Source organism: Cupriavidus gilardii (genome assembly GCF_013347325.1).
Taxonomy (GTDB): domain Bacteria; phylum Pseudomonadota; class Gammaproteobacteria; order Burkholderiales; family Burkholderiaceae; genus Cupriavidus; species Cupriavidus gilardii.
Window position 1 is genome coordinate 490,035 of sequence record NZ_CP054624.1, and the last position, 15,395, is coordinate 505,429.

Below are 15,395 nucleotides of genomic sequence, written 5' to 3' on the forward strand. Positions count from 1 at the left end.
CGGTCGGGCGTTGCGGACGCGGTCCGCGCGACAAGACCCAATGCATGCCGATTCGGGCCAAACCAGGCCGATACAAGCGCAATACAAGGCCAGCGCAACGAGTCTGCCGTGGACCCGTCGCCCGCCGGCTTCAGCGCGCCGGAACGAGGAAGCGGAACGTCGCGCCTCGCGGCGGATTCGGCAAGGCGCAGATCTGTCCGCCGAACGCTTCCACGATCGACCGGCATATCGCCAGGCCGACGCCGAGCCCGCGCGGCTTCGTCGTAAAGAAGGCTTCGAAGCAGTCCTTGCCATCGGCCGTCGGCAGCCCTGGTCCGGTGTCCCGAATCTCGACCACCACGCGGCCCATCGGATCGAGTCCGCTGACGACGCGCAGTTCGCGCGGATGTCCAGCGGCGTCGGCATCCATCGCTTCGACGGCATTGATCAGCAGATTCAGCACGACCTGCTGCAACTGCGTGCGCTCGGCGGCCGCGAACAGCGGGCCCGGATGCAGCGCCAGCACGATGCCGATGCCCTTGCTGTCGGCCTCGGCGGCGACCAGCGACAGCGTCTGGTCGATGACCGCGTTGATATCCACCGCTTCGACACGCGCCGGTGCCTTTCGCATCAGGGCCCGCGTGCGGTCCAGAATGTCGGTCGCCCTTGCGCTGTCGCGCATCACGCGCTCGAGCGCGCGTACGGTGGCCTCGATGTTCGGCGGGTTTGCCGCGAGCCAGCGCAATCCGGCATTGGCGCTGGTGACCAGTCCGGCCAGCGGCTGCTTGACGTCGTGCGCGATCCATGCCGACAGATGGCCCATCGTGACCAGCCGGTTGGTGTGGGCCAGCTCCGCATGCAGCATCCGATTGCGGCGTTCGATGGCGAGCGCCCGCGCCTCGGCCTGCTTCTGCTGGCTCAGGTCCAGCACGATGGCGATCCCTTGCTGAACGGACTCGTCGAAGGCGGTCGCGCCCATCAGGACCGGAAGCCGGGTGCCGTCCTTGCGAAAGTACTCTTTCTCGATGGGACGCAGCGCGCCGGTCCGCCGGATTTCGTCCATTTCAAGAACGACCTGGTCGCGCCATTCCGGCGGCGTCATCTCGAACCAGTTCATCGCGCCGTTTTCGACATCCTCGCGGCTGTAGCCGACCATGTTCAGGAAGGCCTGATTGGCGTCGAGCAGGCGGCCGTCGAGATCCCACAGCACGATGCCGATGACGTCCACCTCGAACAGCCGGCGCAGCCTGTATTCGCGGTTCTGCAGATCGGCGTACAGCCGCGCGTTCTCCAGCGACAAGGCGGCCAGCGTCGCAAGAAGTTCGAGCAGGTCCAGCCGGGCCTGCGCGAAGACGCGGGCCATCAGGTTGTTCTCCAGATACAGCGCCGCCTTCAGCCTGGCATGCGCGACGACCGGCAGGCACAGTACCGATCTGACGCGATGAAGGGCCACGTGGGGGTCGTGCTGAAAGCGGCTGTCGGCGGCGGCGTCGTCGACGAGGACCGTTTCACCGGTTCGCAATGCAAAGCGGATCAGGCCTTCCGGTACCGCGGCGCTCCATTTGCCGTCGTCGGGCAGGCTCACCCGGGTCCCTTCGCCGTCGATGGTGACTTCCGCAGCCAGCGAAAGGGTATCGTCCCTCGACAGCAGAAGCACCGCACGTGCTGCGCCCGCGTGCTGGGCCAGCGTCTGCATCAGGTTGATGGTCAGGCGCGCGGTCGTGCCGTCGCCATAGGCCGCGCCCGGCTCTATCCCGTCGCCTGTCTGCGGATCGGTCTGCCCGGACGCGCCTGCACGCGCCTGAGCCGCCAATCCGTCCGGCAGCCGGGCACGGGGCCGCGGATGGAACCGACGGAGCAGCCTGACCTTGGCCTCGGCGCCCCAGCGACCATAGCAGTCCAGCGCGTCGTCGATGTAGGCGGTGGCGATCCGGCCGAGCCCACGGGTTGCATAGAAGCGGCTGGCCAGTTCGCGTGCGAGTCCTTCGATCAGCAACGAGCCGTGCAGCCGGGCCGCGCGCGCGCTGTCGTCGTACAGCTTTTCCGCCGCCAGCCCGTCGCCATCGAGGTCCGCGATCTCGGCGCTCAGCAACAGATGGCGACAGGCGGCCATCGCCGTGCCCGTGGCCCGCGCCCAATCGCCGATCAGCGCCCGATGCCGGGCCAGGCGCGCGCGCAGGGGCTCGGCGTTCCGCGTGGTGACATTGCGCAGGGTCGCGCAGATCGCCAGCGCGGTGAAGAAGTGGCATTCGGCCTGTTCCGGGTGGTCGGCATCGAAGGCATCCGGATTGTGCCCGGATCGCTCGCCAAACACGGCTGCAGCGGCAGCCAGAGCGGCGTTGGGATCGCCCGCCAGGTAGTGGAGCATGACCTTGCTGGCCCAATAGGAATGAACCAGCAAGGTCATGCCCGAACCGGCGACGCTGCTTTCGAAGCGCCGGCCATCGAAGGCGCCATCGTTGAAGTCCGCAAGATGGCAGGACTTTCCCATCAGGCATGCAAACGTCCGCTCCGGGACCTCCACCAGCTTCGTGGACTCGGACGATCCCGAGGCCCGTGCCAGTTCGAGGTAAGCGAGGACTTCGTCGTAGTCCTGTTGCAGTGCGTGGCCGCGCATCAGTAGATACATGCCGATCCGGTTCGCCAGCCGGCAGGCAAGGCCGGCATCGCCGCTTGCCGCTGCTTGCCTTGTCGCCTGGCGCAGCAGGTCGACGGGCTCGTACTCTGGTACGGATGTCGAGGCGATCATCGTCTGGAGCCAATGGCGTGCTCGACGGCGCTCAACAACTGCTGGGCCTCGAATGGCTTGCGCAGTATCCGTACCGAATCCGGCGGCAGCGCATGCGTACCGCATTCGGCTGGATCGTGTGCCGTCATCAATATCACCTGCAGGCCCGGCCGCCTTTGCTGCAGGATCGCGGCAAGCTGCCATCCGTTGATCACCGGCATGCGAATGTCCGAGATCAGGCATGCGATGGCATCGAGATAGGGGCACTCCAGCAACGCGGTGGCCGTTGCAAAGCACAGCGTGGCGTGGCCTACGGAGGCAAGAAGGTCGGAAATCGACTCGACGATCGTCGGGTCGTCGTCGATCACGGCAACCACTGAGTCCGGCGCGAATACCATTGCCTTTACCTTTGCTTTTCCAGCCGGCCGCTATCCGCGGGAATGGTCCGCCTGCGGATTGCCGCGTCGAACCGGCGCGACGTCCTGGCAGCCGAAGGCATTGAGCTGTACCGACATGCGAACCAGCTCGGCGAAGGAGCCGGCGGCCATCTTGCGCATCACTTGCCGCCGATGGATTTGCAGCGTGACTTCGCTGATGCCCAGCTGCGCCGCCGCCTGCTTGTTCAGCAGGCCGCTGACCGCCAATGCGAAGACTTCGCGCTCGCGGGGTGTCAGCAGTGCATGGCGCCGGAGCAGGTCCGCCACTTCGGTGCGCTGTGCCAGCGTCTGCCGGTGTTTGGCGAGTGCGGCTGCCACGGCGGTAACCAGTTGATCGTCGCTGAACGGCTTGGACAGGAAGTCGATGGCACCGGCGCGCATCGCGCGCACCGTCATCGGGATGTCGCCATGGCCGGAGATGAATACGATCGGCGGATGCGCGCCGCCGGCCAGCTCGCATTGCAGGTCCAGGCCATTGATGTCCGGCAGCCTGACATCGAGAACCAGGCAGGACGGCGTCTGCGGCCGCTCGCAGGCGATGTACTCCTGCGCGGACCGGCATGCCACCACGCCCATCCCCATGGACTTCAACAGGTCCGTGGTGGCTTCCAGTACCGAGGGGTCGTCGTCGATGACGAATACTGTGCTGTCCCGATTCATGTCCGTTCCATGGCGGTTGTCATTGTGGCGGCGGCGCGCCCTGCGGCGCACCGGTCTCGGTGGCGGCCCGTGGCAGCACCACGCGCAGGATGGCGCCATGCGGCCGGTTCGACGTCGCCGCGATTTGGCCGCCGAACGCTTCCACGATCGATCGGCAGATCGACAGGCCCATGCCGAGCGCGCCGCGCTTGGTCGTGACGAAGGCGTCGAAGCAGTCGCGGCCGTTCAGCGACGGAAAGCCGGGGCCAGTATCGCGAACCTCGATCAGATAACCGTCCGGATGATCGCCGTCCGTCAGCACCGTCAATGTGCGGGCAGCCTCGGACGCGCCGCTCATGGCATCGATCGCGTTGACCAGCAGGTTCAGCATGACTTGCTGCAGCTGTACCCGGTCCGCGGTGGGCCGCATCGGCGAGCGGCCGAACGTGGTCTCGATCGCGATGCCCTTGCGGACCGCCTCCGGCGCGATCAATGAGATCGTCGTGGCAGCCACCTCATTGATATCGACCGCTTCCGCGGCGGGAGCGACCTTCCTGACCAGTTCCCGTGTCCGGTCAAGGACTTCGGCCGCATGCATGCCGCCGCCAACGATGCGCTGCAGCGCATCCCGCGCCTTGTCCAGGTGCGGCGTTTCTGCCGCCAGCTCGGCCAGTGCCGCCATGCCGCTGGCGGCGATGTCCGCGAGCGGACGCTTGACGTCGTGCGCGATCCAGTCGGACAGTTGGCCGATCGTGGCGAGGCGGTTGGCATGGGCCAGCTCGACATGCAGCTCGCGGCTGCGCCTTTCGCTGTCCAGCGCCCGCTGCTCCGCGGCCTTGCGGTCCGACAGGTCCAGCAAGAAGGCGACGCCGCTGCGCGCTTCGTCGAACATGGCCGCGCCGATCAGGATCGGGACGCGCGTGCCGTCCTTGCGGATGTACTGTTTCTCCCAAGGCGCCATCGCGCCTGTTTCCCGCAGCTGCTGCAGCTTTGCCGACATCTTGGTTCGCCATTCCGGCGGGGTCATCTCGCGCCAGCTGATGCCGCCCCGCTCGACATCGGACCGGTCATAGCCTGTCATCGCCAGAAACGCATCGTTGGCGTAGGTGACGTTGCCATTCAGGTCCCAGAACAGGATCCCGATGACGTCGGATTCCACCAGCAGCCGCAGCCGCGCTTCCCGCTTTTCCAGCTCGGCATACAGTCTGGCGTTCTCGATCGCGGCGGCAGCATGCGTGGCCAGTATCTCGAGGATGTCGAGCCGCGTCGAGCGGAATGCGCCCGGGGTGTCGTTGTGCGCGAGATAGAGCACGGTCATCTGCCCACCGAAGCCCGCTATCGGCAGGCACAGCACCGAGCGCAGGCCTTGGCGGGCCACGGCCGGCTCGCCCGCAAACCGCTCGTCGCCGCGGGCATCGTCCACGATCAACGTCTTGCCGCGCTTGACCAGATGCCGGAGGATCGCTTCGGGCCAGCGCCGCGGCGCGTCGCCATTGCCGAGGTCGACCGCCACGCCTTCCGCGGCGAAGCGGGCCGAAGCAATGGTCTCCACCTCGTTCGAATGATGCAGGCGAAGCAGCGCCCCGCATTGCGCCCCCGTGGACTCGAGCACGGCACGCATCACCGTCACCAGCAGCCTGTCGAGCGCGAAATCGTCGTTGACCGGCGACGGCCGCTTGACGAAATCGGCAAAGCTGAACTGGTGCAGCGGCATCATTGCCGTCGGAGCCGGCTCCGCTGCATCCGCCGTGAATCGACCGGCGATCGGATGGGCACGTTGCAATTGATCCGCCTTGGCCCGGGCGCCCCACTGCCAGTAGGCCTCGATGGCGTCGTGCTGGTAGATGGCCGCGATGCGTTCGAGCCCTCGCTCCTGGTAAAAGCGCGCGGCCAGCTCGGCCGCCAGCGCCAGGACATGCCTGAATCCGTTCTTGCCGGCGGCCCGTGCACTGCGTTCGTACAGCTGGCCGGCTTCCAGCGTGCGACCTTCGATCCGGGCGATCTCGGCGCCCAGCAGCAGGTGCTTGTCGGTGAAGGTGCGCGATTGCGATTCGGCGGCCCATTTGCGGATCGTCAGATAGTGCTCGTCGAGCTGCGCGCGCAGCGCCGGACGCCGCTCCTCGGGTGCCGAATTCCAGGCGGCCGCGGCGGCCAGCCCGGTATAGAACCGGTACTCGAGATGGCGGACCAGGTGGATCTGGCCGGGCGGCCCTTGCTGGAATCGCTTCGATGCCGCGAGCGCCGCGTCGTACTGGCCGGCCAGATAGAGCAGCATGGTCATCGACGTCCAGTAGAGTTGGGAGACGACATTCAGCCGCGGTCCGCGGACGTCGGCTTCGAACGCGGTGCCGTCGAAGTCGTCACCCGTAAAGTCAGTCAGGCTACGGGTCTGTCCGCGCAGGCAGGCAATGGTGCGCTCCAGTGTCGTCAGCAGCGCGATGCCGTCCTGGAATCCGGTTTCCCGCGCAAAACCGAGGTAGGCAAGGCACATCCGGGCGTCCTCCGCAAGATCGCGGCCCTGCATGAACCGATGGATGGCGCAGTGGAAGGCGGAGAAGCAGGCGAAATAGATGTCGCCCGCCTCGATGCCCTTCTGGTAGGCCAGGCGCGACCATTCGACGCTTTTCTCCAGCGGCTGCGTCCAGGCCGCCGTCAATGCCATCGTATTGAACGTCCTGGAAGTTTCACGGCTGGTGGCGGCCTGGGCGGCTTGCGCGGCCCGCTCGCATGCGTCCAGGGCCAGGCGATATCCCTCGCGGTAGCGCCCCAGCGCGGGGCCCATCAGCAATCCGAACAGCGCGAATCCCTGGTTGGACGAGCGGGCCGATCCATGGTCGAGGCTCAGCGTCACCATGTTGCAGACCACGACGATGGCCAGCCTGAAGTCGGTGAAGCTTGCCGCCGGCCACGTATCGGCGAGCAGCCGCATCGACACCAGCCGCAGCGGATCGGTCATGGCCGGCAAGCCGGCGATCGACCGCACGGCATGCTCGTCGAACCGGCGCCAGGCCGATTGGAGGGCGAGGTGCACGTCGTCGGCGCAGGGATGGGCGTCCAGCGGGATGCCGAGCCGGTTCAGTGCCGCGACCGCCGTGTCGACGGCCAGATCGTTCTCCGAGCTGACCATGTGCAACTCGATCTTCAGGCGATTGGCCGCGGCGATCTCCAGTTCGGTGCGGGCGAGCGTGAACAGCTCGCCGATCATGGCCTTCGCCTCGGCCACGCCGCCGGCAAGGAAGCGGCATTCGGCATGTTCGAGGGCGAGCTCGTATGCCAGGGCGCGCTGATCGCGTTCATCGGCGCTGGCCAGTTGAGCGCGGCCGGTCGCCAGGTAGTCGCATGCCGCCGCGTAGGCGGTGGAGGCCCTTGCCTTGCGGCCGGCGCGCAGATTCAGCGCCGCAACGTGCGGCCGTTGCGCCGCCGAGATCGGTCCGCCGCGATTCAGATGGCCGACGATCTCAAAAAGGTGGTCGTTGAGATCTCCGTCCGTCGTGTTGTTCAGCAGCAGCATCCCGATGCGCCGATGCATCTGGCTCCTGGCGGCATCCGGTTGCAGCGCATAGGCGGCCTCGTGGACGCGGTCGTGAGCGAAGGCGTACTCGCTCGAATACCGCAGCACCAGTCCGAGCGCGATCGCTTCCTCGAGATGGCGGCGGACGTCCTTCTCGCTGGCCGACAGTGCTATGGCCAGCTTGTACGCCGGCGTCCGGCTTCCCATGCAGGCCAGCACCGTGACCGCGTGGAGCGACGCCTCGGAAAGGCGTGTCAAACGCTCGACCATCAGACCGACGATGTTGTCGGCGATCTCGCGCCGGCGAATTCGCTCGAGGTCCCAGCCCCAGCCGCGGCTCGGGACGTCATAGACCAGCAGGCCATCGTCCGCCAGCGCGGCGACGAACTGCACGATGAAGAACGGATTGTCGCCAGTCTTGTCCAGGATGCACGCACTCAGTGCGGACACCGCGCTGACAGGACATTTCACCGCGTCGGCGATCATCTGCGCGACCTGCGCCTTGCCGATGCCGCGCAGCGAAATATCCAGCGGCGGGCTGGGCTGGGCGTGAAGTTCAGCGAGCAGGCTGGCGAGTTCCGGCCGGCCTTCCACTTCGTTGCTGCGGTACGAGCCGATCAGCAGCAGGTTGGCCATGTCGGGATGCGTTGCCAGGTCGCGAAACAGGTCCAGCGTCGCCGTGTCCAGCCACTGCAGATCGTCCAGGAACAGGACCAGCGGATGCCCGGGACGGGCGAATACCCCGATGAAGCTGCGGAACACGCGCAGGAAGCGCGCCCGCGCCTCGGTGCCGGAAAGCTCCGAGATCTCCGGCTGCGGGCCGAGCAGATGCTTCAAGTCGGGGATCAGGTCGACGATCAGGCCGCCATGGCCGCCCAGCGCCGCCTGCAGCGGCGCACGCCAGGCCTGCAGCTCATGCTCGGTCTTGCCGAGCAGCTCGCGAACCAGAGGCTGGAGTGCTTGCGCCACGGCTGTGTACGGCTCGGCGCGCTTGTACTGGTCGAACTTGCCGATCGCGAAGGGGGCGGTCGACGCCGCGAGGGTCTTGCGCAACGCGTCGATCAGCGCGGACTTGCCGATACCGGAATAGCCGGAGACCAGCACCACCCGGCGCCCGCCCGCATTGGCGACGTCGGCATAAGCGGCTTCGAGCTGCGCCAGCTCGGCGTCGCGGCCATAGAGTCCTTCGCGGAAGCGGAATCGTTCGGGCGATTCGCCCGCCCCGGGGGGAAACGGCCGAATCGTCCGGTCGGCCTCCCATTGCGCCAGGCAACGGGCAAGATCGGATGCCAGCCCGCTCGCGCTCTGGTAGCGGTCGCACGGGCTCTTGCCGAGCAGTTTCATCACGATGTCAGAGAGCTGCGCCGGCACCGATTCACGCCGGTGCATGGGCGGAGTGGGTTGCCTGGCCAGATGGCCATGGATCCATCCCGCCGGGCTCGATGCGGTCAGGGGCAACGTGCCCGTGAGCAGTTCGTAAAGCGTGACGCCCAGCGAGTACAGGTCGCTTCGTTGGTCGACGCGCCGATGGATGCGGCCGGTCTGCTCCGGTGCCATATAGGCGAACGTGCCGAACGTTGGGGCTTCGTCTCCCGGATCCTGGCCGGGCGGCACCGCGATGCCGAAGCCGGTCAGGCGGGCGGTGCCCGTCGCCGCATCGAACAGGACGTTTCCCGTACGGATATCCCGGTGAAGCCATCCCGCCTGGTGCATCTTCGAAACGGCGGTGGCCAGCGCGATCGCGATGGCCAGGAATCGCTCGATGGCCAGCGCCGGCCCGGCCAGCCGCGACGCGATGTCGCCGCCCGGATCGTGCAGCAGCAGTGCGCCGCTCTGCTCGACGAAGGCAAGCGGAACGACCGCCCATTCGCCATCGAGCCGCTCCTTCAGCCGGTCTTCGTGGCGCAGGCGGGCGCAATCCGGCTTGCGGCCGGGGCGGCCGACCGCTTCGACCACCAGCAGCGCAGATGCAAGGGGCTTCGCAGGGGAGGGGTGTCCGCGATAGATCCGGCGATCGGGCTCGTCGGACAGCAGTTCGATGTGGCCGCCGAACCAGCCGCCGGCTGGGCGCGGGTCATGCATCGCGACGATCTCCGTGCACGTCCTGTCTCCCTTGTCGGACTGGTCCGCGTAGTCGTGTAGCCGCGGCCAGCGCGGCCGTCGGGGTGCCATATGATCGCGCGAACCGTGCCGACTATCCAGCCCGCGGTATGCCGCTCGACATCATACAAAGCCATGATTTACGTGCGGGCCCAAATGCTGTTGCCTGCGGGCCCTTGGACAGGGGGCGGAGGCGCTGCCGCTGCGCCGAGACACCCGGCGGCGTCGATCCTGCCGCTGGCGATCGCCGTCGCGGCAAGGCGGTCGGTCCAGTGGCCGCTGACGATCAGGCCGCCACGATGCGCGAGCCGGACGCCCGCCGCGAACGGCTGGCAACAGGTGGCGTGGCCGGACCCTGTGGCCTGAAGGTGGACATAGGCCAGGGCTTCGGTGCCGACCGCGCGTACGGCCGCTTGCGCACGCGCCAGTTCCGCCGCCGTCGTCGGCAGGCTCAAGGTCAGCCCGACGCGGCCCGGCGGCCATGTGTTCAGCAGCGCCTGGACCGCGTCGCGCAGGAAGCCGCTGTCGGCCGACGTCCGGCCGATCCGATCCGGCCACGTACCGAGCGTCGCGGCAAGCTCGACCCCATCGAAGCCCGCGTCGATGGCCTGCTCCGCCGCGGTACGGTACGCGTCGAGCGCCGCATCGATCTGGTCCTCGTTCAGCGGCAAGCCGACCGCACCGGCCGATGCGCCGATGCGCGCCACGGCAATGCCGCCTGCCGCATGGATCGAACGCGTGGTCTCGAGCCAGCCATTGACCTCGCTGGCGCAGGCGATCCCCGTTGTCAGCGGATGACCCTGTCCGGCCAGCGCGCCGTCGGCCAGCGCGCAGACCCTCAATCGGCCTTCGGCGGTTCCGTGGCTGTCGGCCTGGCGGGCGCAGCGGACAGGGTCCGCCGGGGCGCCGACCATGAAGAGCCGGTGTCGCAGGCGTAGCGCGCCCAGGGTCAATGGCAGGAGCAGGACTCGAAATGGTTCGGCGGTCATGGTGGGGTGAGGCAGTTGCCGCGGGGACACCGTTGATGTTGGTCCAGCGGTGCGGCAGGGGCGAGTTATTCGTTGCTAAGAATCGCCCGGCATGGCCGCGGGCCGGCGGGAGTTGGGGCGGGCAGGGATCAGGCGCCCGCAGCGTTCTTAGCAAGTCTTAACTCGCGTTATGCGCAGGCGCCGACAAGAATGACCGCAATGCATTTCTGTCTCCACTGAGCTACAGATCCCCATGAATACGCCGCCAGCCGCCACGTTTGGCCTTGCCGCAAGGCGCGTTCCGCCGCCTCCGACCGCTCGCGCCGCGAGCTCGCTGCTCGAGCCCGGCGTCGCGCGACATGTGATGGACAACGGGGTGCCGGGGCGCGGCGCTCCGTTGTCACCGGGCGCCCGGGTTCAGGCACGGCGGGGGGCAAGCTGGCTGATGCCGGTCACGGTGTGGGAGTCGTCCGCGGATGGCGAGGCCGCGCCCGCACCGCCGCCTGTAGACGGCCATATCCTGGAGTGGCATTTGTCGGCCTCCACCGTGCAGCGGGTGTTGCCGTCCGGCCACATCATCGAAACGCTGCCGCCGAACGGCTTCCTGCTCCGCCCGATGGGGCTGTCGCTGCGGGTGAAGACGGCCGGCCCGACCTGCTACGTCCATTTCCATTTGGCCGACACCTTTCTGCGTACCGTCGCCGTGGACTGGCTCGGCGATGCGGCCGACTGCGACGGCTTGCTTTGCTGCGGGCAACTGATGAGAAGCGATGCTCAGCTTGTGTCGATGCTCGATGTGTATTTGCGCCGCGCGCTGGACCCTGACGAAGCGCCGACCCGGCTCGAAATGGACAGTCGCGCCCACCTGATTGCGTTGCAGGTCCTGCGGCGCCATTCCACGCTGGTCGAGGGGCAGCTCCGCGCCAGGCGCGGCGGCCTGGCGCCCCATCAGTTGAAGAAGGCCTGCGAGCTGATGACGCGCGATCTCGCCGAGGATATTCCGCTGAGCGTGCTGGCTGGCGAGATCGGCGTTTCGTACCATCACTTCTGCCACGCCTTCAAGATGTCCACCGGACAGCCGCCACGGCAATGGCTGGTCGAGCGCAGGGTCGAGGCCGCGTGCGAACTGTTGCGGACCACGCGCATGACGGTGACCGAGATTGCCGCTGCCGTCGGATATGACGACCAGAACCAGCTGCTGCGCGTGTTTCGCAGCAGGCGCGGGACCACTCCCGGCGCGTATCGGCGCGAATTCCAGGATGTCGCCGGCACCGCGGCCGTGGCCATGACCGTGGCCGCATGACGGCTTGAGGCCGAGCATGGAATCGGCTCGCCCGCCGCGAGCGCCCTGCAATGTGTCATACAATCGCCCGCTTTCGCCGGGCATGCCTTTGCCTCACCCGATTGGACTAATAGAAAGCTGTGATTCCGGCGCGCGCCCGCGTCACGGTATCTTCGCGCCGGAAGCCGTCATCGAGTCGGGGACGCAATGGTCGGGCGATTTCAATTCCTTGTTCCGGGAGCGAACGGCGCTGCCCTGATGGCGCGGCAGGGGCCATAGCCATGGCGCCCGAGGCGACGCTGAACTTCGGCCCTTTCAGCCTGCTCCCGCGTCAGCGCGTATTGCTGGAGGGCGGGGTGCCGGTACGGCTCGGCAGCCGCGCGTTCGATCTGCTGGTGACGCTGGTGGAGCGGGCTGGCGAAATCGTTCCGAACGCCGAACTGATGGCGCGCGTCTGGCCGAATGTGATCGTCGAATCCGGCGCGCTCAGGGTCCATCTGGCCGGCCTGCGCAAGGCGCTTGGCGATGGCCGGCAGGCACAGCGCTACATCGTCAACGTGCCGATGCAGGGCTACTGCTTCGTTGCTCAGGTCACGCCGGGAAGCGCGCCGGATTTGCCGGCAACGACTGCCTCCGAAGCAGGCGGAGCGGGCGGGATGGCCGGTGCAGGCGGCCCGATACCCACGGCAACAGGCACCGTGCCGGCCCCGCATGCGCCGATGGCGATGCCGCTGCCCGCGCAGGTAGCGCGCGTGATCGGCCGGGACGAGGTCGTCGCCGAACTGGTGCGGGAGCTGCCGCAGCGGCGGTGCGTCACGGTGACCGGACCGGCCGGAATGGGCAAGACCACGGTCGCACTCGCCGCGGCAAGGCAGCTTTCCCCTTCGTTTGGCCAGCACGCGGTATTCGTCAATCTGGCGCCGCTCAAGGACGCCTCGCTGGTCACCAACACCGTTACCGCCGCGCTCGGGATTTCCGCGCCCGGGGCGGCATCCTTGCACGTCCTGCTGACCCATCTGCGGGACCGTCGCGTCCTGATCGTGCTGGACAATTGCGAGCATGTGATCGAGTCCGCCGCGGAACTGGCCGAGGCGCTGCTGACAGGCGCGCCTGGCGTCCATTTGCTGATGACCAGCCGCGAGCCGCTGCGCATCCACGGCGAATGGGTCCAGCGGCTCGGCTCGCTCAGCGTACCTCCCATGCTGGAAAAGCTCAGCGTGCACCAGACACTCGGCTATGCGTCGGCGGACCTGTTCGTCGAGCGCGTCAGGGCCAGCCTAGATTCGTTCGAGCTATGCGAAGCCGATCTGCCGGCCCTTGGCCGGATTTGCCGCGCGCTCGACGGCATACCGCTGGCACTTGAACTGGCGGCCGCGGGGGTGGACCGGCTCGGCATGCGTGGCGTGGCTGCCCATCTCGACGATCGGCTCGGCCTGCTGACCCGTGGACGCCGCACCGCGCTGCCGCGCCACCAGACTCTTCGGGCGGCGCTGGACTGGAGCTATGCGCTGCTGCCCGAACCGGAGCGCTGCCTGCTGCGAAGCCTGTCGATCTTCCGTGGCCGGTTTACCGCGGAAGGGGCCAGGGCCCTGATGGACGGCTGCGCGATGGCCGGCGATGTCGACGAGCATCTGTACAACCTGGTCAGCAAGTCGCTGCTGATGTCGGACGTCAGTGGGGAGGTCGCGCAGTACTGGCTGCTGGAGACCACGCGCGAGTATGGGCTGGCGCAGATGGAAAGCCATGGCGAAACGGCCAGGGTGTCGCGCCTGCATGCCGGCCACATGGTGCAGCTCGCCGACGCGGCCGAACGCGCGAGGCCGCATCAGCCGCAGGGCGAATGGCTGGCGCGACATGCCTACCTGCTCGACGACTTTCGCTTCGCGCTGCACTGGAGCCTGTCCGAGCGCGGGGATCTGAACATCGGCGCCGCGCTGGCCGGCGCCTCCGCGCCGCTGTGGTACGCGCTGTCCCATATGGCCGAATACCTGTCGCTGGTCGAGCGACTGCTCGAACTGCTGCCCGGTACGGACGCGCTCGACCCCGCTCGCGAGATCGCGGTGCGCGAGGCCCACGGCCATGCACTGTGGAACAGCCGTGGTGCAGGACCCGCTGCCATCGCGACCTTCGAGCGTGCGCTGGAGCTTGCGCAGCGGACCAATTCGATTCCAGACCAGCTGCATGCGTTATGGGGCCTGTGGCTGGTCAGCAATTCGTTGGGGGACTATCCGCTGACCGTCCGCCGGGCCAATCAGTACGGGGAGCTGGCTCCGCTGACCGGCAATCCTGCCGATGCGGTGGTGCATGACAGGATGATGACGCTGAGCATGCATTTCACGGGCCAGCATGCCAGGGCGAACTTCCACGCGCGGCGGGTGCTGGCACAACCGTTGAACGTCAATGTCAGCGCGCGGCGCAGTGGCTTCCAGTTCGACCAGCGCGTGGCGGCGCTGATGACGCTGGCGCGCATCCTGTGGCTACAGGGTTTTCCGGATAGCGCGCTCGATCATGCGGAAGGAGCGGTCGAGCGGGCGCTGAACATCAACCATTCGCTGTCGCTGTGCTTTGCCATCTCGGTGGGGTGCGGGCCGGTGGCATTCTGGAGCGGCGACGGCGAGCGGGCCGAGCGCTATACCGCTCTGTTGCGCAAACGCGCGGCGGAGTATGCACTGACGTTCTGGGGCCATTTCGGCGAAGGCTATGCGCTGGTGCTCGGCCGTCGTCGCGGCGACGTCGACCACGCCGACGTTCCGGCAAATTGGCCGCGATCGCTTCGGGACACGCTCTGCACACTCGACGCGGACCTGGTCCAGACGGCGGATTTCGAACGCGGCCGGACCGAGGTGGTACCGTGGATCTCCCCCGAGCTGTTGCGGATCGAGGGCGAACGCCTGCGCCGTCTTGGCGATGCCGAGGCCGCGGAGCGATCGATGCGGGCGGGCCTGGCGATGGCCGACGAACAGGGCGCCCGGTCCCTGTCGCTGCGCTGCGCGATGAGTCTGGCGGACCTTCTGGCTGATGTCGGATCGCGCGGCCCGGCGATCGACGTGCTGGCGCCGGTGTATGAAGCCTTCACCGAGGGATTCGGCACGGCGGATCTGCAGGCAGCCTCGTGCCTGTTGAAGCGGCTGGCGTGAGGGCGCCGGTGGTCAGGCGATCGCGCTGGCGCCGATGCTGTCGAGCACGAAGCGGACGCGGGTGGCCACGTCGGCTCGCGGCAGTTCGATCAGCGTATAGCCGCAATCGCGATACGCCTGCGCGACGGCATCAAAGGTGCGCTCGGCTTCGTCCAGCGATTGCTTGCGCTCCGCGTCCTGCCGATAGATTTCCGGCCACGGCGGTGCGATGAAGACCTGTTGCCGATAGCGAAACGCGGCGGCGGCCCGCAGCAGATGCTCCGGCACCGGCAGTTCGCACAGCCGCAGATAGCCGATGACGTCCGGCACGCCGCGATCGAACAATACCGGGCCCGCTTGCCGCTGCCCCATGCGATAGGACCTCAGTTCCCAGCCGAGCATCGCCTCGGCGAAGGCCTGCCGGTCGCGCCACGGCAGCGCGGGGCCGTCGATCGCGACCTGATCCTGGATGATGCCGCGGCCCGCTTCTTCCGAGCGGGCGTAGCCTTGCTGCTCGAGCGCATCGATCAGCGTGCTCTTGCCCGAGCCCGGGCCGCCGGTGAAGACGATCAACCGGGCGGTATTGTCGGTGCCGCGGGCGGCGGCATGGCGGCCCGTCAGGCCCATGTCTTGTG

The 15,395-nt window shown here is 67.6% G+C and carries 8 protein-coding genes; 2 read left to right on the forward strand and 6 right to left on the reverse strand.

Annotated features, from left to right (window positions below; translation table 11 throughout):
* Positions 1 to 130 precede the first annotated feature (130 nt).
* From FOB47_RS02275 to FOB47_RS02295, 5 genes are all read right to left on the reverse strand, one after another.
* A complete protein-coding gene (locus FOB47_RS02275) occupies positions 131 to 2,833 on the reverse strand; it encodes an ATP-binding protein (protein WP_420839242.1) in 2,703 nt (900 codons plus the stop codon).
* On the reverse strand, positions 2,725 to 3,105 hold the full coding sequence (locus FOB47_RS26345) for a response regulator transcription factor (RefSeq protein WP_174779822.1): 381 nt from the start codon (positions 3,103 to 3,105) through the stop codon (positions 2,725 to 2,727). The genes FOB47_RS02275 and FOB47_RS26345 overlap by 109 nt, the downstream gene beginning before the upstream one ends.
* A gap of 30 nt (positions 3,106 to 3,135) precedes the next feature.
* A complete protein-coding gene (locus FOB47_RS02285) occupies positions 3,136 to 3,804 on the reverse strand; it encodes a response regulator transcription factor (protein WP_174779823.1) in 669 nt (222 codons plus the stop codon).
* 19 nt (positions 3,805 to 3,823) lie between these two features.
* The gene (locus FOB47_RS02290) at positions 3,824 to 9,376 is read right to left on the reverse strand and encodes a trifunctional serine/threonine-protein kinase/ATP-binding protein/sensor histidine kinase (protein ID WP_174779824.1); all 5,553 of its coding nucleotides are present in this window, start codon (positions 9,374 to 9,376) and stop codon (positions 3,824 to 3,826) included.
* Positions 9,377 to 9,534: 158 nt separating this feature from the next.
* Positions 9,535 to 10,383 (reverse strand): beta/alpha barrel domain-containing protein, encoded by an 849-nt coding sequence (locus FOB47_RS02295; RefSeq protein WP_174779825.1) that lies wholly within the window; start codon positions 10,381 to 10,383, stop codon positions 9,535 to 9,537.
* Between the two features lie 232 nt (positions 10,384 to 10,615).
* On the opposite strand from FOB47_RS02295, the gene FOB47_RS02300 reads away from it, so the two are divergent.
* Entirely contained in the window at positions 10,616 to 11,665 is a 1,050-nt protein-coding gene (locus FOB47_RS02300; RefSeq protein WP_174779826.1) for an AraC family transcriptional regulator, read from the forward strand.
* A gap of 119 nt (positions 11,666 to 11,784) precedes the next feature.
* Positions 11,785 to 14,781, forward strand: coding sequence for an ATP-binding protein (locus FOB47_RS02305; protein WP_174779827.1), 2,997 nt, complete (start codon positions 11,785 to 11,787; stop codon positions 14,779 to 14,781).
* A gap of 12 nt (positions 14,782 to 14,793) precedes the next feature.
* Here the strand turns inward: FOB47_RS02305 and FOB47_RS02310 are convergent, their stop codons facing one another.
* Positions 14,794 to 15,387, reverse strand: coding sequence for an AAA family ATPase (locus FOB47_RS02310; protein ID WP_174780824.1), 594 nt, complete (start codon positions 15,385 to 15,387; stop codon positions 14,794 to 14,796).
* Positions 15,388 to 15,395 lie beyond the last annotated feature (8 nt).